Source organism: Yoonia sp. R2331, assembly GCF_041103235.1.
GTDB lineage: Bacteria > Pseudomonadota > Alphaproteobacteria > Rhodobacterales > Rhodobacteraceae > CANMYO01.
In genome coordinates this window covers 41,102-57,146 of sequence record NZ_JBGCUN010000003.1, presented here as the reverse complement: position 1 = coordinate 57,146, position 16,045 = coordinate 41,102, and the positions used below count along the sequence as shown (strand labels likewise).

The following is a 16,045-nucleotide window of genomic DNA, read 5'->3' as shown; positions in this document are numbered from 1 at the left end:
CTATCTTGTGTTGCCATGTTTTAATGCAAACGGCTATCAAGACTCACGCGCATCTATTTGAGAAAAACTCACATGTTTGGTCCCCGCCGTTATCTTCCGTCCATTCCGTCTCTTCTTGCATTGGAAGCGGTTGACCGGCTGGGCACGGCGACAGCTGCGGCAAACGAACTGTCGTTGACCCACAGCGCAGTCAGTCGACAGATCAAAGTCATGGAGGGGCAGATTGGCGTCAAACTGGTGGTGCGTGACGGCGTTGGTTTGAAATTGACACCTGCGGCACATGACTATTGCGGACAGATACGCGCCATGCTGGCTGATCTGTCGCAAAACACGCTGCGCCTACGGGCAAATCCGGCGGGTGGTAGCCTTAATCTGGCGATCCTGCCTGCGTTCGGGATGCATTGGCTGGCCCCGCGCCTGAAATCATTCGCGGTGGAGCATCCCGAAGTAACTGTCAATCTGTCGACGCGGCTCAGGCCATTTGATTTTGACCGCGAACCGCTGGATGCCGCCATCCACTACGGCGCCCAAGACTGGCCGGGCGTTGGGTATCTGCGCCTTGCCGGCGAAGAGCTGTTGCCAGTCTGCGCGCCAAGTTTTCTGGCAAAGCCCCTCGCCAGCGTTGCTGACTTGACGGACTTGCCGCTTCTACATCTGGAAACGCGATCCGGTGCTTGGCAAGACTGGTTTGGCCGTCAGGGTGTGAGTGTCGGCGCTGTTCCGGGGATGTTGTTCGATCAGTTTTCCACAATGGCACAAGCCGCCGTTCACGGCATGGGAGTTGCGCTGTTGCCGGACTATCTGGCGCAGTCCGAGATCGCGCGTGGCAGGCTGACCTCGGCGTTTGGAAGCCCGACCCACACCGATGGGCAGTATTTCCTCGTCTGGCCGGAACAGGCTCCGATCAAGCCTCAGGTCGAGAAATTCATGACCTGGATTGTCGGTACCTTATGAGCGGCAGAAAGACCCACCTTACCTTTTTGCTCGGCACGGTGAAAACACGCACAGAGGCACATAAATGTTCGCTTTTCTGCCCCCTGAATCGGCTGGGCGCAGAGCCCAGCGCGTTTAAACTTCCGATAGGACGCTATCGAGCACAGTCACGATCATATCCACATCGTCCGCCTCAATCGTCATGGGCGGCCTGATTTTGAGTATGTTGTCCTTGGGCCCTTCGCTTCCAATCAAGATGCGGTGGTCCCGCATACGGTTCTTGATGTAAGCACAGATTTCGGTCGCTTCCGATCCATCTGGATTGATCAGTTCCACCCCCAGGAAAAGCCCCATGCCCCGCACATCACCGACGCAGGCAAATTGCGCCTCAAGCGTCTTTAGCCCGTTCATAAGGCGCGCACCCATGCGCTGCGCATTCCCCTGAAGGTCTTCATCGTCGACGATATCCAGAACCTCTTTGCCAATCCTGCATGAAAGCGTCGACCCACCGAAGGTCGAGAAAAACTCAATCCCATTGTCAAAGCGTGCGGCGATTTCCTTGGTCGTGACGACCACACCAATCGGGTGACCATTGCCAATCGGTTTGCCCAACACCACAATGTCCGGCACAACGCCTTGTTGTTCGAAGCCAAAGTAGTAGTCGCCCAAACGGCCCAATCCGGTTTGGACCTCATCGGCGATACAGACCCCACCGGCCGCGCGGATCTTTTCATAGACAGCCGCCAGATACCCAATCGGCGGGATAATCTGTCCCCCGACCGAGGGGAAAGTCTCGGCGATAAAGCCAGCGACGCCGTGGCCTTTCGCCTGCAACGCGGCGATGGCCGGACGAACGAGGTCTGCGTATTTCTGCGCGCGTTCCGGATCGCCCCTGCGAAAGGATCCGCGATAGTCGTCGGCCACTTCGACCAATTCGACCCAACCCGCTTGACCAACTCCGCCCGGTTTATTGAATTTGTAGGCCGATATTGCGACGGCTTCGTTCGTGTTGCCATGATAGCCGTGATCGGGCGTGACAATTCCTCTGGCGTTGGTCTGCGCACGGGCAAGGCGCAGGGCCAATTCGTTGGCTTCGCTCCCTGAATTGACGAAAAAGCAGGTTTCGAACGTGTCGGGCAGCTTTGACAGTACCTTTTCGGCAAATGCCGTTTGGGCCGGATGCAAATATCGGGTGTTTGAATTCATCCGCTTCAGCTGATCCGCAGCCACGGCCTGAATCCGGGGATGGGCATGACCGACGTGGGGGACGTTGTTGTAGGCATCAAGGTATGGTCTGCCCCATTCGTCGAACATGTGGTGTTTCCAGCCCCGAACCAGCATGATCGGGTCGTTGTAGGTCAACGACAGGTTGCCCCCGAAATGCGCGCGGCGTTCGGCGGCAATCCGCGCCTTGTCGGTCGGTTGATAAAGCACATTGCCATCTGGAACATTCAGCAGTGCCGCAGGATTGGGGCAGATCGCATTCCAAAGGTACAGATCATCCGGATCTGCCACACCGGGCCAGTCTAAGCCCATGCCATCGATGGTCAGTGCCATTTGAAAATGCAAATGAGGCGCCCAGCCGCCGTTCATTGTGGGATCACCCAATTGGCAAAATGCTTGCCCTTTGGACACCATATCGCCTGCGCTCAGCCTATCCTGAAATTCGGGATCCAGATGGCCATACAGCGTGTAAAACGCATCCCCCGCAGGGGTTTCATGGCGCAAGATGATCAAGCCACCGTAATCCAGATGCCCTTCGCGATACGTGGCCAAATAGACGGTGCCATCGAGCGGAGCGAAGATCGGGGTGCCTGCGGGGGCAAATGCATCCACCGCCAAATGAACCGTGCGTCGATCGCTCGCTTTCCATGGCCCGTTGCGAAACGCCGGATCAGCATAGATCAGTCGAGGTTCGTTATAATAGCCCAGCCACACTCGGCCCTTGTCGTTGAACTCCTGCCCGATCAAGGCGGCTTCTTCCTGGGGCAAATGAAAGGGGTTTAGCGGGGTGCTGGCGTTTTCGACCGATAGTGACCCCATCGGGGCATCTGAAATATCCTGTCCCATGACATGGGCAAAATGACCGCGTTCGGTGCTGATCCATTTCAAAACCCGGTCCGCCCCCTCAACCACTGGCAGGCCACAGGCTGCGCGCAGGCGCACGTTCAGCAATTTCGGGTCAAGATCGTTGCCTTCAAGAAACCTCCAAGCTGGCGCTTGCGAGATCGTCACATAGGGGTCGTTCGGGTTGTCCTTTGCCATCAGGGTGGAATTGACAACGCTGACGGCAAGCCGCATGCGAACAAGCGGCCAGATCAGATCAACCTCGGCGGCGGTCAACGGCGCGGTGCTATGGAAGCCCGCAACCAGCGCCGCCAGCATGGCCTCTGGATGGTCAACATCCAGCACCAGATAGGCCGCCGCGATGGCAAGATCGCAAATGCGCGGCGCTTTGCACATATCGCCCAGATCAATCAAACCAGAGACCCGGCGCGGTTCATTCAACTGACCTGCGACGAGGATATTGTAATCATTGGCGTCATTGTGAATAGCCTGCTGCGGCAACGCGGTTAGGGTCGGCAGCACGGCATCAAACCCGTCGCAAATCGTGTCGATCATGGCTTTTCGGGTTGGGTCCGTCAGGCACGACAGTTGGTCACGAATCCAGCCAGCTTGCATAAGGTTCCATTTGAAATCGCGGGCCAGTTTGTCGTGCGCAAAGTCGCTGAGTGCTTTGGCGCAGGTGCCCAATATCTGCCCGATCTCATGGGCCAGCGCAGGGCTTTTGGGCTTCATTTCGGCATAGCAGCGCCCTGAGAGTTCACTCAAAAGCCACACAAGTCGTGGTCGACCGGCGGCATCGTTGATCGTTGCGTAGGCCTCCCCGTTGGCGGCGGGGATCACCTTTGGACACGGCAAATCTGGTTCGCGCTTTGCCAAATGCTCGAACGCGCGGACCTGCAGGTCAACCAACCACTCTTCGCAATCCGGGCGCATGACCTTCAGGATGAAACCGTTTCCAGCATCGTCGCGCGCCAGAAAATTAAGGTCGTATTCGCCGTCAAGCTGGGTAAGAGTCGTGTGGATATGCCATTTATCTGCCAGCGCCTGTTGCCAATGGCTCATCATGTCCATCCTAGTATGTTTCGGAATACGCAGCACATTTCTGGGCAGTATCCATCCCTTTTACATGGTCCATCTCGGCGGTTTTGTGGGCCACGTAAACGCTTGCAAATCCTTTTGGAAACCATCCTGTGACCGTTGGGTTGTTTGCAAACAGGTCCAGCGCGGATTCCAGCGTTTGCGGCAATCGCACCAACCCGCGTGATGTCAGTTCGTCTTTTGACAAAAGGGATAGATCCTCCTCGGTGGGTGATGGCGCAGGCAGATTGTCCTCAATACCCTGACACCCCGCGTGGACAATTGCCGCCAGTGCCAGATGCGGGCAAGCAGCAGCATCGGCGGCCCTGAATTCAATATTGAACTGACGCGCAACGCTTGTTGGATCCTGGGCTGTGACGGGGCAAACCCGCAGCGATGCCTCTCTGTCGCGAAACCCAAGATTGTTGTAGGCCGCAGACCATCGGTGTGGCGTCAGCCGAAGATAAGACACCACCGAGGGCGCGGTCAGGGCCAAAATACTGTCGAGATACTTCAGAACCCCGGCGGAAAAGGCCGCTGTCAAGGCAGACATGCCACAAGGTCCTTCGGGATCATGCGTTGCCGGAGAGCCGTCCTTGTGCAGAAAACTCATGTGGACATGGACGCCATTGCCGACCCCGGCCGGGTCAAGGATCGGAGCGAAAGTCGCCGTTTCACCCACGTGCCGTGCGGTCGAGCGGGTGATCTCCTGAACAATAACGGATGCATCGGTAGCACGGACACCGAGTTCCGGACCGATAACAACCTCAAACTGATTTGCGCCATATTCTTTCATGATGCTGTCAGGGCTCAGCCCGGCCTCAGCGATTTTTGCGATCAGGGTTTCACAAAACGCGCGGCGGGGTTCGAACGCAGATCGCCCGAACGCGCCGCCCGTGATGTCTGAATCCCCCTTCAGCTGAAACTCATGCTCAAACGCGGCCAACACGTCGACACCTGCAAGTGCGCGCAACCGGTCAAGCGCCGCGCGCAGCAGGGAACGCATACAGAAATCCCAAGGATCACCATCTAACGTGACAATATCCCCAAGCATGAATCTTTCGGTCGTGGCACCAAATGTCGCACACACATCCGCTTTCTCGTCCGGCACCAAAAGCAGATCACCAAAAGACCCGAATGGGCTTTCGGCAATTCCGTCAAAACAGGTGATTTGCACATTGGTCGGCGTCCAGCCGACGCCGCGCTGCAACCGTTTGTTCAATTGATCTGCGGGAAACGCTTTGCCCCGGACCTTACCTGCCAAATCACACGTCGCGGCAAAAACCAGATCGCTCATACCTATGTCTCCGATGTCAGGATGCGGGTGGCGTCCCAGGATTCGATGCGCGTGCGCGTCCCGTCCCAGGTCACTTCTGCTGTACTGGCGACGATGGCCTCGACGATCGCAAGGGCCGCAGCATAGCTGTCCCAGACAGTGCCGGTTTCAATGGGAACCGCAAGCACTTCAGCCGCGTTTTTCTTGATTGGAGAAATCCAACTGTCCGTCAGAAGTACGATTTTCACCCGTTTGGTTGCGGCGGCCTTTGCCAAACGCGCCAGCGCCGGTTCGTACCGTCTGAAATCCACCAGAAAAACCACATCGCCTGCATTCATGCGCAAAATATGACCGGGCCAGGATTCAGGGTCGCGCGAAATATGGTGTACACCCACGCGCGACTGATCGAGGTGGAACGTCATATGCCGTGCGATCGTGTCACTGATACGTCCGCCTAAAGCAAAAACCTGACGTTTGGGATCTGACAGAAGCGCCGTTATCCGGTTAAACTGTTCGTCGGTTATGGCCCGGCCCGCAGATTCAATCTGACTGGCGGCTCTGCTCAGGAAACCCGCCAGATAGCTGCCCTCGATCCGCTTGCCGGAGTCGTGCAAATCCACAGGTGAAATTTCGCCGCTGCGTAACTCTTCCAGAAGCAGTCGTTGCATTTCCGGGTAACCGGACAGCCCGATTTTGGCTGTGAATCTGGAAATCGAAGGCGCAGATACACTTGCCTCGCTGGCGAGTTCCTGAATGTTGAGCAGCCCGGCGAACGGGTAATCTGACAGCAACGCCGCAACGAGTTTTCGCTCGGATTGCGTAAGGTGTTCAGCGGCTCTTTCGATCATGTCTTTTACAGTCATGGGGCCAGTATTGTGAAAATGAATTTTCAGTCAATATCAAATAAGTTGACAGTGAAATTAAATTTCTCCTACGGTTCCTAAATGACAACTGATGCCACAGAGACGATTCTTAGCGATCTGGACCCAGATCCAATTGATATCGTGAACCCTGACAGTCGGGCTTCGGTTGTGTTGCTTTGTGAACATGCCGGACGGGCAATTCCAAAGTCACTGGGCAATCTGGGCCTATCAGAAGCCGTGATCAACAGTCACCGTGGTTGGGACATCGGGGCGCAGGTTGTGGCGCGTTCAGTGGCCGCGCGGTTGAACGCGCCGCTGGTTCTGCAGAATTACAGCCGATTGTTGATCGACGCCAATCGCCCCCCGGAAGGGCCCCACGCAATAACGACCGAGGTTGATGGCGTCCCGGTCCCTGGCAACATGGCAATATCTCCCAAAGAGCGGACCCAGCGCGTCACAGAGATTTTTCTGCCGATGGACACTGCGCTAAGCGAGTTGTTTGCTCGCTCACCGCGCAGTGCCTGTTTCTCAATCCACTCTTTTAACCCAACCCTCGGGGGCGGTGATGTGCGGCCATGGGATGCAGGTTTTCTAAGCAGACAGGATACTGACACAGCGCATGACATGATGAACGTCATCGCAGGGCAGCAACCCGCGCTGACCCTTGCGGTGAACCAACCTTACCAGATTGATGATGAAACCGATTGGTTCATCCCCAAACACGCTGAGTCGCGCCAGATTGCTCATGCCCTGATCGAAATCAGGAATGACAACATCTCCACCGATGATGACTGCGAGATGTGGGCAGGGCTGCTGACCGATGCCATTTCGGCTGTGATGGAAAAACAAACATGACCTTGACCCGAAATCTTCCGCTGGTGCCGCAGCAATCGGCTCTCTTGTTTGTCGATACCCAAAACTTTTCCGCCCATCGGCAGGGCGCTGAATTCAAAGATCTGCCCCCTGATGAATTCGCGGCGAAGTATAGCTGGTATTTCGAACAACTGGAAACCCGCGTTGTTCCCAATATGCAGGCCCTCCAGAACGCGGCACGCAATGCGGGTGTCGAGGTGATGTATACCACCATCGAAAGCCTCACCCTTGATGGGCGGGATCGCTCACTCGACTACAAGATCACGGGGTTCAATGTGCCCAAAGGCAGTTGGGACGGAAAGGTGATTGATCAGATCGCACCCAAGGGCGATGAAATCGTACTGCCCAAATCGTCGTCTTCTGTCTTTGTCTCGACGCATATTGATTATGTTTTGCGCAACTTGGGAGTGCGTCAAATCGTCATTTCGGGGCTGATCACGGATCAATGTGTCGAAAGCGCGATCCGGGACGCCTGTGATCTGGGCTATCTGGTCACACAGGTCACCGATGCCTGCCTGACCTATTCGCAGGATCGGCACGAAAATTCCCTGCGGGCCATTCAGGGCTATTGCCGACAGGTCACCACAAAAGAGCTGGTGTCTGAATTGGCAGGCGCAGGCTGATGTCCGAAACGGTCTTGCAATCCCACGCATCGCGACTTCGCATTGCAAACTGGCTGCGCACGCTGACCGCGATCGGGGCTTTGATCGTGACGGTCGTTCTGCTGACGCTGGTGTTTGGGCGAACAGGCGAACGCATCGCGGTGCTGTTGTGCGTCAACGTCACTGCCGTGGTGGCCTTGGCGATGTTCTGCGGCAATACAGGCATCGTGTCCTTTGGCCATGGTGCATTTATGGCATTGGGGGCCTATCTGTCCGGCATTCTGACGATGCCCGCCGGCCTCCAAGGATCTGCATTGCCCAATCTTCCGGGGTGGCTGGCCGGACATGAGCTTTCAATCTGGGCTGCATTGCCGTTTGTCATTCTGGCCGGGCTGGCATTTGCGTTGCTCACGGGGAGTGCAATCGCACGGCTTTTGGGACCGTCCGCCGCCATTTCGACCCTTGGGCTTCTCATTATTGTTCATTCCATCGCGATCAGCGCCCGGGATTTTACGCGGGGCAGTCAGACGTTCTATGGCGTTCCGCGCCTCACAGATTTGCCTGTCCTGTTGTTTGCGGCCGTAATATTCATTCTGGTTGCCCGCCTTTATCGCGAAAGCCGCTGGGGCCTGTTTGTCCGTGCGGTGCGTGATGATGAGGATGCTGCGACGGCGCTTGGAATCTCCCCGCGCCGCGCCCGCCTTATCGCGTGGAGTTTTTCGGGTATGATGGCGACAGTTGCAGGCGCGCTCTACGGCCATATTCTTGGTGCCTTTTCGCCGGCGTCATTTTATCTGAGCCTCGTTTTTGGTTTGATTGTCATGATGATCGTGGGCGGGATGAGTTCTGTCGGCGGTGCCGTTGTGGGCGCAATCGCGGTCGCGCTTTTGCAGAATTCGGTCCGAAATCTGGAAGGCGGCATTTCGTTTGCAGGGGTGACCTTCCCCGAGGTTTTCGGCCTGACGACAATTTCCCTTGGCCTCGCGATCTTGCTGGTGATCTGGCTGCGGCCACAAGGGATTGTCGGGGCGTTTGAACTTGGGCCCGGCGCGGATGCCAATTTCTTGCGACGGATCAAAGGCAACACCAAACCTGCCCCCAAGCCCAACCCAATCGGCGATACCGCACTGGTGGCCAAGGGCCTTTCAAAGTCCTTCGTCGGTGTAAAGGCGGTGGATAATGTCAGCTTCACCGCCCCGACTGGCCAGATCACCGGTTTGATTGGTCCCAATGGCGCTGGAAAATCAACATTGGTGAACCTTTTGACGCGCCAATATGACGCCGATGTCGGCACAGCTCATATGGGCGACACGAACCTCACGGGGCTTCCCCGTCACCGCATAATAGACCACCGCGTTGCGCGCAGTTTCCAGAACCTGCGACTGTTTTCCGGCCTCACGGCCTTTGAAAACGTGCTTGTTGCCGCATTGGCCGCAGGATGCACCCGGCCAGAGGCAAACGCCATTGCCATCCGCGAACTGGAGGCGTTCGATCTGGGTGACATTGCGGCGATGCAGGCAGATAACCTGCCATATGGCGCCCGCAAGCGGCTCGAAATTGCCCGTGCGCTGGCCCAAGATCCGGCGATCTTACTCCTTGATGAACCGGCGGCGGGGATGAACCCGGCCGAGACCGATGATCTTGCTGATCGTCTCCTGGCGATCCGCAGTGAGCGCAACATTGGAATTTTGCTCATCGATCACGATCTCCATTTCGTGAATCGATTGTCCAGCCACATCGTGGTGATGAACCGCGGTCAGAAAATTGCCGAAGGAACGCCGGAAACGGTGCGGGGCAATCCACAAGTCATTGAGGCTTACATAGGGCGCGGCCGTGCGGCACGCGCCGCCGAAAACAAAACACGCCCAGACCGCACAGAACCAACAGAAGGAGAAATGACATGAAGATGAAGGCAATTCTACTTTCCAGTGCGCTGGTCGCCGTGAGTGGCACTGCATTCGCAGATGAATACGTAATCGGCGTCATGTCGGCGCAATCGGGTTATCTGGCATCGTATGACGGGCCGTCCTATGCCGGATTTCAATTTTGCATTGATGAGATGAACGCCAATGGCGGCCTGAACGGGACACTCCCGGTCCGGCTTATCGTCAAGGACACGCGCTCTGACATTGCGATGGGTGTGCAGGTTGTTCAGGAAATGCTGGATGACGGCGCGCAGTTTATCGTGTCGTCCGCAGATGCAGACCCGACAATTGCGGCGGCACAGATCACCGCCGCGGATATGGTCCCGACAATGACCTTCGCCGGCACCGCACCCGTCCTGACGCAAGTCGGCACGCATGTCTTCGGGAGCTATCCGGCAGATAACCAGCAAGCCGCCGTTCTTGCCGGCCATGCGCGAGAGGCCGGGTTAGAGAACGCATGGCTTCTTACCTCACCGGACAGTGCCTACACACTCAGCGGGCCGCGGTATTTCGGTGAGGTGTTCGAAAAGCTCGGCGGTAACGTCGTGGGAGAAAGTACATTTTCCCTCAACCAGCCTGACTTTTCCGCGATCGTCACAAATATCCAAAATGCGGATTCCGCACCGGATGTCATCGTGACCTGGGCATGGGAACCCGATTTCCCTGCGTTTATCCGGGCGTTGCGCGGTGCGGGGCTTGATACCCAGGTGATGGGCGGCGATGCGTTGGATACCCCAACGGTGCGCGGGTTGGGTGATGTCGTGACAGGTGTGTTGCACACATCAGGCGGTTTTCCCGATGAAGGATCGCCTTATGCCGATTTTGTCGCGCGGTTCGAAGCGGCGACCGGCGCAACACCTGACAACAACTATTACGTAAACGGCTGTGACATCGCCCATATGATCGAACAGGCCGTCGCGGCAGCAGGCTCGACCGACCCTGCTGCAGTCACCGCAGCAATGGCCGAAATCGAAGATGGCGAGGGCATCATGTCCAACTTCACCTTTGCAGGCACCGACAGAATGCCGCTTCGCGATGTTGTCGTGGCACGGATTTCAGAGGCGGGTGAAAAAGAGTTCGTGATGCGCGCGCTTGCCGATCCCGAAACACTTCCCAACCCGTGAGATCACAACGATGGATGCTGTCCTTGATGTAAATGCGCTTGAGGTCCGATACGGGCCCGTCAACGCTGTCCGCGGAATTAGTTTTTCTGTGGCAAAAGGTGGGATCACAACCCTCCTTGGCGCGAATGGCGCGGGTAAATCCAGCACGCTGATGGCAATTGCGGGCGTCGTACCCGTGGCCTCTGGCGAGGTATCCATCTTTGGGAAAAACGCGAACAAGTCGACGCCCGACGCCCTTGTGCGGTCGGGCGTTGGCATCTGCCCAGAGGGGCGGCGCATCTTTGCGTCCCTCTCCGTGGAAGAGAACCTGATACTCGCCGGTTCAGCGGTGAGCAGCGCTGACGTTTCCACTGTTCGACGACGTGAAATGATGGAGCGTTTTCCGATCCTTGGCGAACGAAGGAAACAGCTTGCCGGTCTTTTGTCAGGGGGAGAGCAACAGATGTTGGCAGTCGCACGCGCCTTAATGAGTGCGCCAAAGCTCTTGTTGATGGACGAACCGTCCCTTGGCCTTGCACCGCAAATGGTCGACGCGATTTTCTCTATCGTGGAAGAACTCCGCGACGAAGGGATTTCGATTCTTTTGGTTGAACAAAATGCATCACTCGCCTTGGAAGTGGCCGATCACGCGGTGGTGCTGGCAAATGGGGCGGTCGCGGCATCCGGGACACCTGCAGACCTGGCCAACAATGATGTTCTTAAATCTGCATATTTGGCGGCATAAACAATGGATCAACTGCTTCAACAACTTATCAACGCGCTAAGCCTCGGTGGCACCTATGCGATGCTGGCGCTTGGACTGGCAATTGTGTTTTCCATCGTCCAGCTGATCAACTTTGCCCACGGAGAAATCATGACCTTTGGCGGGTATGGTATTTTCCTGTCGATGGCTTTCGGTTTTCCGCCGCTCGCGGCTCTGACAGTTGGGATTGGCGCTTCTGTCGTCATGGCGCTTGCAATGGAAAGGGCAGCCTTTCGTGCGATGCGCGGGGCCGATGTCATCTCACTCCTGATCACAAGTTTCGCCGTATCCGAGATACTGAAGATTCTCTTCCAGAATGGAATATCACCGCGCCCAGTGCCTATTTCGTTTCCCTCCTCTTGGTCGGGAACATTTCAGATTTCTGGCATGACGATCGGCATTGCCCCGACGGTATCAATCCTGATCACGATCATTTCGCTGGGACTGCTTACATTTGTCCTCAGGCGAACAGCAGTGGGGATGGCCATGCGCGCGGCTGCAGAAGATTTTGAAATGCTGCGCATGCTTGGGGTAAAGGCAAACCGTGTCGTGGCCATATCTTTTGCGATATCGGGCCTCCTTGCTGGCGTCGCGGCTGTCATCTGGACCGCTCAGCGGGGTTCTGTTGACCCGATGATGGGCTTCTTCCCTGTCCTGAAGGCATTCATTGCAACGGTCCTTGGTGGGCTTGGCAGCCTCGGTGGTGCTGTCTTGGGGGGCTTTGTCGTCGGGACTTTCGAAGTGCTGACACAGGCATTTCTTCCCGATGCGCTGGCACCTTACCGCGATGCCATCGTACTGAGTGCGGTGATTGCGGCCCTTCTGGTCCGGCCCGATGGCTTAATGCCCGCACGTAGCGGCGCACGTTCGTAAACACATCGTCGACCCTCCAGAAAATGGATACCGAGCACGACACTAGTTGGGACGTTTGTGGTCATCGTTGGGGATGATGGCAGTGCAGCCGGCCCTGTTCTTCGTCAGAGTTTTGGAACAACGGCGACCCGCAGGAAGAGTGTGTAGGGCTCATCCAGTTGGTATCGCAGTGCTAAAGCGGCATCGGGTGGGAAAAAATACTGCGGCAGCAACAACCGCATCCGTATAAGACCTTTTCGTCCCACAACTTGTTCTGTGGGGATCTCGTTCTCGCTGCAGTTCGCATGAATGGCCGATCACCTCGTGGCACAGCGGCCGAAAAATCTACGCTATTGCAGAAATCTTCACGCTGCGCGCGCTCGCCGACGATAAGAAAATTGACCACAGGGACCATAAAACGCTTCACCGGGAATCCCGGGTCGCCACATGCGGGACATTGATGGCCCGGCCTGGGTGGGCCAGTGACGTCAGCCGAAAGCCACGCCAATCTTGGCAACCGGCCCCTGCCACCATATCCATAACCCAACGCGGCGAAAGGACACCCTATGCAAGCCATCGAGATCACCCAACCCGGCCCGCCGGATGTCCTGCAACTGACGGAGCGGCCGATGCCGGAATCGGGTCATGATCAGGTGGTGATCAAAGTGGCTTATGCAGGGGTAAACCGTCCCGACGCGCTGCAACGCGCGGGGCTGTATGACCCGCCCAAAGGGGCCAGCGACCTGCCGGGGCTCGAGGCCTCTGGTGAAATCGTGGCCCTTGGCACCGGTGTCGCCGATCTTGCGATTGGCGATCAGGTTTGCGCGCTCTTGCCCGGTGGGGGCTATGCGGAATACGTGGCCACTCCGGCTGCCCATTGCCTGCCTGTGCCGGATGGGCTGAGCCTCAAACAAGCGGCCTGCCTGCCAGAGACCTTCTTTACCGTCTGGTCCAACGTGTTCATGCGCGGGAACCTGCAAGCGGGCGAGCGTATTCTGATTCATGGCGGCTCTTCCGGTATTGGCACGACGGCGATCCAATTGGCCCGTGCCTTTGGCGCACGAGTCTTTGCGACCGCGGGATCGGATGCGAAATGTGCCGCCTGCACGGCGCTCGGGGCAGAACAGTCCATCAACTACCGCGACGCTGATTTCGTTGAGGTCATGCGCAACCACGGCGGGGTGGACCTCATCCTCGATATGGTCGGCGGGCCCTACATTCAGCGCAATCTCAAAGCCCTGGCCGATGACGGTCGCCTTGTGCAAATCGCGCTTCTGCAAGGCCCCAAGTCAGAGCTGAATCTGGTGCAACTGATGACCCGTCGCCTGACGATGACAGGTTCAACCCTGCGCCCGCAATCGGACCTGGCAAAGGCGCGCATTGGGGATGCGCTGCGCGCGCAGGTTTGGCCGTTGCTGGTAGCCGGGACGGTCGCACCGGTGCTGGATCAGGAATTTGCGCTGGCAGATGCCGCTGCGGCCCATACCCGCATGGAAAGCAGCGCACATATCGGCAAGATCGTGCTGCGGGTGGCCTGAGGCGCCAGACTTTTGAAAAAGTCTGTGTCCAAAATCTTTCAAAGATTTTGGCCCCGCCCAGATTGCGACGTCACTGGCGGGGGGGGAAGCTCTTGTATACTGGCAAACGCCAGCCAAAGGCGATGCTGCCGCCGCGCAAGGCAAAGGTCACACCACCGCAGATCATCAGTGCAACTGGCGCAGACAAACCGGCAAAATCGGCCAGCACCGCCGCGCCCGCACCAACCAGTGCGCAGGTCACATAGAGCTCGCCCTGTTTCAGCACCAGCGGCACTTCATTGCAGACCACATCCCGCATCAGCCCGCCAAAACACCCCGTGGTGATCCCCATGATCAGCACGACGGGCCAGTCCATGCCCATCGCAAACGACACCCCAACCCCTGCCGGGACCGCAACGGCGAGGGCCATGGCATCAAACCAGACGATACTGCGATAGCGGCTTTCCAACAGATGGGCAGAGAGAAAAACGATCAAAGCCGCAAGCGTCGCGACCCCAATGAAATAGGGGTTTGCGATCCAGAACACCGTGTCGCGGTTCAGCAGCACATCGCGCAGCGTGCCCCCACCCACCGCCGTCAGGCTGGCGACAAAGACGAACCCAACGATGTCCAACTGCGCCCGGCTCGCTACCAGCGCGCCGGTCAGGGCGAAGACAAAGACCGAGGCGTAATCAAGTGCGGCAAGCAGTGTCATGGCTTGAACGGGGCCATCCCGGCCCGTGCCAGTTCGTCCGCGCGCTCGTTCTCGGGGTGGCCCGCGTGGCCTTTGACCCATTCCCACGTCACATCATGGCGCTGGGTGGCGTCATCCAGCCGCTTCCACAACTCTTCGTTCTTGACCGGCTTCTTGCTGGCGGTTCTCCAGCCCTTGGCCTTCCATCCGAAAATCCACTTGGTGATCCCGTCCTTGACATAAGAACTGTCCGTCACAATCGTGATCTTGGATGGTTTATCCAATGTTTCCAAAGCGGTGATCGCCGCCATCAGCTCCATCCGGTTATTGGTCGTCTGGGCTTCCCCGCCGGACATCTCACGCTCTTTCAGAACAGTATCACCCTGCCGCGCGATCAACAGCGCGCCCCAGCCGCCGGGGCCGGGGTTGCCCGAACAAGCCCCATCTGTATAGGCGAAAAGCTCAGCCATGTTTGCGCGCCCGCATCACGACAAAGGGGTCATTGGTGCCGGCGCAGCCAACCTCTTTGCCCTCATGAATATCAAGGACGTCAAAGCCTGCATCACTCAGAAGGCGCTGCAAGTCGGGCACGGTGACGTAGCTATAGAACCGATCAATCGCATCGCGGTCCTCTCCGGTGCCGGTCTTCATCCCAATGTGGAACACGCCGTTTGGCTTCAGCGCGGTCGCAATCGCCAAAAGATGGCGCGGCAGGTCGGCCGCGGGTGCGTGCAGCAAAGAGAAATTGGCCCAGACCCCGTCATAGGCTGCCACCGCATCCAACCCGTCGAACGTCATCAAACGCGCGCCGATCTGATGGTCCCGATTGGCCAGATCAACCATCCCCTGCGAGGCATCTACCGGGTCAGGCCGAAACCCGGCATCACGCAGATGGACCGAGGCGCGTGCAGGTCCACACCCAAGGTCCAACACCCGGCCACCCGCAGGCAAAAGCGCCATGAAGGCGGTCAGGTGCGCGCTGGGTTTAGGGGTGTCTACGTATGCGGCATAGCGCGCAGCCGCCGTGTCATAAAATTGAATTGTCTTGGCGTCGGGCATCACAGGATCAATGGCAAAAGGGTCAGGACAACGATGGTGGTCAACAGGACACGCAGCGCCATCCACCAGCGCGGCGTCAGCCCTTTTTGCCAGAATTGCAGGTCCAAAAGCAAAAGCCCAAGGAACCCCACGGCGAGGTTGATCGCGGCAGATGTAGGGCCGCCGCCAACCATGAAGAACGCCCAAAGGGCGGGGATCACGGACAGGGCGTAGCCGATCCAACCGTCTGACTTTGTGGCAAAACCCCAAAGCACACCGGACATGAAGGCAAGGATGATCGTCCCATAAGACAGCTGCACAAAGGGACCGACAAAGCGCCCGCCAAGGTTCATTTGCGCCCAGGTCCCTAGGTCCGGGATCAGCAGCGTCAGAGCACCCCAAAGAAACGGCAGGAGGCCTGCAAGACCAAGCAAAAGCGGCCCGCGTGGGATCTGTCGCAGC

General features: G+C 57.6%; 15 protein-coding genes. 8 read left to right on the top strand and 7 right to left on the bottom strand.

The annotated features are described in order from the left end of the window. Window positions 1–72: 72 nt before the first annotated feature. Window positions 73–954, top strand: coding sequence for a LysR family transcriptional regulator (locus tag AB3Y40_RS18215; protein ID WP_369440314.1), 882 nt, complete (start codon window positions 73–75; stop codon window positions 952–954). Window positions 955–1,068: 114 nt separating this feature from the next. On the opposite strand, the gene AB3Y40_RS18210 is transcribed toward AB3Y40_RS18215, so the two are convergent. Genes AB3Y40_RS18210 through AB3Y40_RS18200 form a run of 3 tightly spaced genes read right to left on the bottom strand, consistent with a single transcriptional unit; the run spans window position 1,069 to window position 6,216 of the window. Then, entirely contained in the window at window positions 1,069–4,062 is a 2,994-nt protein-coding gene (locus AB3Y40_RS18210) for an aminotransferase class III-fold pyridoxal phosphate-dependent enzyme (RefSeq protein ID WP_369440313.1), read from the bottom strand. Between the two features lie 10 nt (window positions 4,063–4,072). Further along, on the bottom strand, window positions 4,073–5,374 hold the full coding sequence (locus AB3Y40_RS18205; protein WP_369440312.1) for a type I glutamate--ammonia ligase: 1,302 nt from the start codon (window positions 5,372–5,374) through the stop codon (window positions 4,073–4,075). 2 nt (window positions 5,375–5,376) lie between these two features. Further along, window positions 5,377–6,216 carry a MurR/RpiR family transcriptional regulator gene (locus AB3Y40_RS18200; protein WP_369440311.1) on the bottom strand — a complete coding sequence of 280 codons (840 nt, stop codon included), beginning with the start codon at window positions 6,214–6,216 and terminating at the stop codon, window positions 5,377–5,379. 81 nt (window positions 6,217–6,297) lie between these two features. Here AB3Y40_RS18200 and AB3Y40_RS18195 point away from each other — a divergent pair, with 81 nt between their 5' ends. The 7 genes from AB3Y40_RS18195 (at window position 6,298) to AB3Y40_RS18165 (ending at window position 13,872) form a co-directional block, all read left to right on the top strand. Then, window positions 6,298–7,071 carry an N-formylglutamate amidohydrolase gene (locus AB3Y40_RS18195; protein WP_369440310.1) on the top strand — a complete coding sequence of 258 codons (774 nt, stop codon included), beginning with the start codon at window positions 6,298–6,300 and terminating at the stop codon, window positions 7,069–7,071. Next, window positions 7,068–7,712 carry a cysteine hydrolase family protein gene (locus AB3Y40_RS18190; protein ID WP_369440309.1) on the top strand — a complete coding sequence of 215 codons (645 nt, stop codon included), beginning with the start codon at window positions 7,068–7,070 and terminating at the stop codon, window positions 7,710–7,712. Before AB3Y40_RS18195 ends, AB3Y40_RS18190 begins: the two co-directional genes overlap by 4 nt. Further along, window positions 7,712–9,595, top strand: a complete 1,884-nt coding sequence (locus AB3Y40_RS18185) for a branched-chain amino acid ABC transporter ATP-binding protein/permease (RefSeq protein WP_369440308.1) — start codon at window positions 7,712–7,714, stop codon at window positions 9,593–9,595. Before AB3Y40_RS18190 ends, AB3Y40_RS18185 begins: the two co-directional genes overlap by 1 nt. Continuing rightward, entirely contained in the window at window positions 9,592–10,740 is a 1,149-nt protein-coding gene (locus tag AB3Y40_RS18180) for an ABC transporter substrate-binding protein (RefSeq protein WP_369440307.1), read from the top strand. Before AB3Y40_RS18185 ends, AB3Y40_RS18180 begins: the two co-directional genes overlap by 4 nt. Before the next feature lie 10 nt (window positions 10,741–10,750). After that, window positions 10,751–11,464, top strand: coding sequence for an ABC transporter ATP-binding protein (locus AB3Y40_RS18175; RefSeq protein ID WP_369440306.1), 714 nt, complete (start codon window positions 10,751–10,753; stop codon window positions 11,462–11,464). Window positions 11,465–11,467: 3 nt separating this feature from the next. Beyond that, window positions 11,468–12,355: a branched-chain amino acid ABC transporter permease gene (locus tag AB3Y40_RS18170; RefSeq protein WP_369440305.1), complete on the top strand. Its 888-nt coding sequence runs from the start codon at window positions 11,468–11,470 to the stop codon at window positions 12,353–12,355. Between the two features lie 545 nt (window positions 12,356–12,900). Next, window positions 12,901–13,872 (top strand): NAD(P)H-quinone oxidoreductase, encoded by a 972-nt coding sequence (locus AB3Y40_RS18165; RefSeq protein ID WP_369440304.1) that lies wholly within the window; start codon window positions 12,901–12,903, stop codon window positions 13,870–13,872. 70 nt (window positions 13,873–13,942) lie between these two features. On the opposite strand, the gene AB3Y40_RS18160 is transcribed toward AB3Y40_RS18165, so the two are convergent. The 4 genes from AB3Y40_RS18160 to AB3Y40_RS18145 are packed head-to-tail and all read right to left on the bottom strand — an operon-like array spanning window position 13,943 to window position 16,044. Continuing rightward, window positions 13,943–14,566 (bottom strand): trimeric intracellular cation channel family protein, encoded by a 624-nt coding sequence (locus tag AB3Y40_RS18160; protein ID WP_369440303.1) that lies wholly within the window; start codon window positions 14,564–14,566, stop codon window positions 13,943–13,945. Beyond that, window positions 14,563–15,015 (bottom strand): ribonuclease HI, encoded by a 453-nt coding sequence (rnhA, locus tag AB3Y40_RS18155; protein ID WP_369440302.1) that lies wholly within the window; start codon window positions 15,013–15,015, stop codon window positions 14,563–14,565. Before rnhA ends, AB3Y40_RS18160 begins: the two co-directional genes overlap by 4 nt. After that, a complete protein-coding gene (locus AB3Y40_RS18150) occupies window positions 15,008–15,604 on the bottom strand; it encodes a class I SAM-dependent DNA methyltransferase (RefSeq protein WP_369440301.1) in 597 nt (198 codons plus the stop codon). Before AB3Y40_RS18150 ends, rnhA begins: the two co-directional genes overlap by 8 nt. After that, the gene (locus AB3Y40_RS18145; protein WP_369440587.1) at window positions 15,604–16,044 is read right to left on the bottom strand and encodes a DUF3429 domain-containing protein; all 441 of its coding nucleotides are present in this window, start codon (window positions 16,042–16,044) and stop codon (window positions 15,604–15,606) included. The genes AB3Y40_RS18150 and AB3Y40_RS18145 overlap by 1 nt, the downstream gene beginning before the upstream one ends. Window position 16,045 lies beyond the last annotated feature (1 nt).

Coding starts and splice junctions, on each gene's coding strand:
- AB3Y40_RS18165 (WP_369440304.1), top strand. CDS start 12,901: ATGCAAGCCATCGAGATCACCCAACCCGGCCCGCCGGATGTCCTGCAA.
- AB3Y40_RS18180 (WP_369440307.1), top strand. CDS start 9,592: ATGAAGATGAAGGCAATTCTACTTTCCAGTGCGCTGGTCGCCGTGAGT.
- AB3Y40_RS18160 (WP_369440303.1), bottom strand. CDS start 14,566: ATGACACTGCTTGCCGCACTTGATTACGCCTCGGTCTTTGTCTTCGCC.
- AB3Y40_RS18150 (WP_369440301.1), bottom strand. CDS start 15,604: ATGCCCGACGCCAAGACAATTCAATTTTATGACACGGCGGCTGCGCGC.
- AB3Y40_RS18190 (WP_369440309.1), top strand. CDS start 7,068: ATGACCTTGACCCGAAATCTTCCGCTGGTGCCGCAGCAATCGGCTCTC.
- AB3Y40_RS18205 (WP_369440312.1), bottom strand. CDS start 5,374: ATGAGCGATCTGGTTTTTGCCGCGACGTGTGATTTGGCAGGTAAGGTC.
- AB3Y40_RS18200 (WP_369440311.1), bottom strand. CDS start 6,216: ATGACTGTAAAAGACATGATCGAAAGAGCCGCTGAACACCTTACGCAA.
- AB3Y40_RS18210 (WP_369440313.1), bottom strand. CDS start 4,062: ATGAGCCATTGGCAACAGGCGCTGGCAGATAAATGGCATATCCACACG.
- AB3Y40_RS18215 (WP_369440314.1), top strand. CDS start 73: ATGTTTGGTCCCCGCCGTTATCTTCCGTCCATTCCGTCTCTTCTTGCA.
- AB3Y40_RS18195 (WP_369440310.1), top strand. CDS start 6,298: ATGACAACTGATGCCACAGAGACGATTCTTAGCGATCTGGACCCAGAT.
- rnhA (WP_369440302.1), bottom strand. CDS start 15,015: ATGGCTGAGCTTTTCGCCTATACAGATGGGGCTTGTTCGGGCAACCCC.
- AB3Y40_RS18175 (WP_369440306.1), top strand. CDS start 10,751: ATGGATGCTGTCCTTGATGTAAATGCGCTTGAGGTCCGATACGGGCCC.
- AB3Y40_RS18185 (WP_369440308.1), top strand. CDS start 7,712: ATGTCCGAAACGGTCTTGCAATCCCACGCATCGCGACTTCGCATTGCA.
- AB3Y40_RS18170 (WP_369440305.1), top strand. CDS start 11,468: ATGGATCAACTGCTTCAACAACTTATCAACGCGCTAAGCCTCGGTGGC.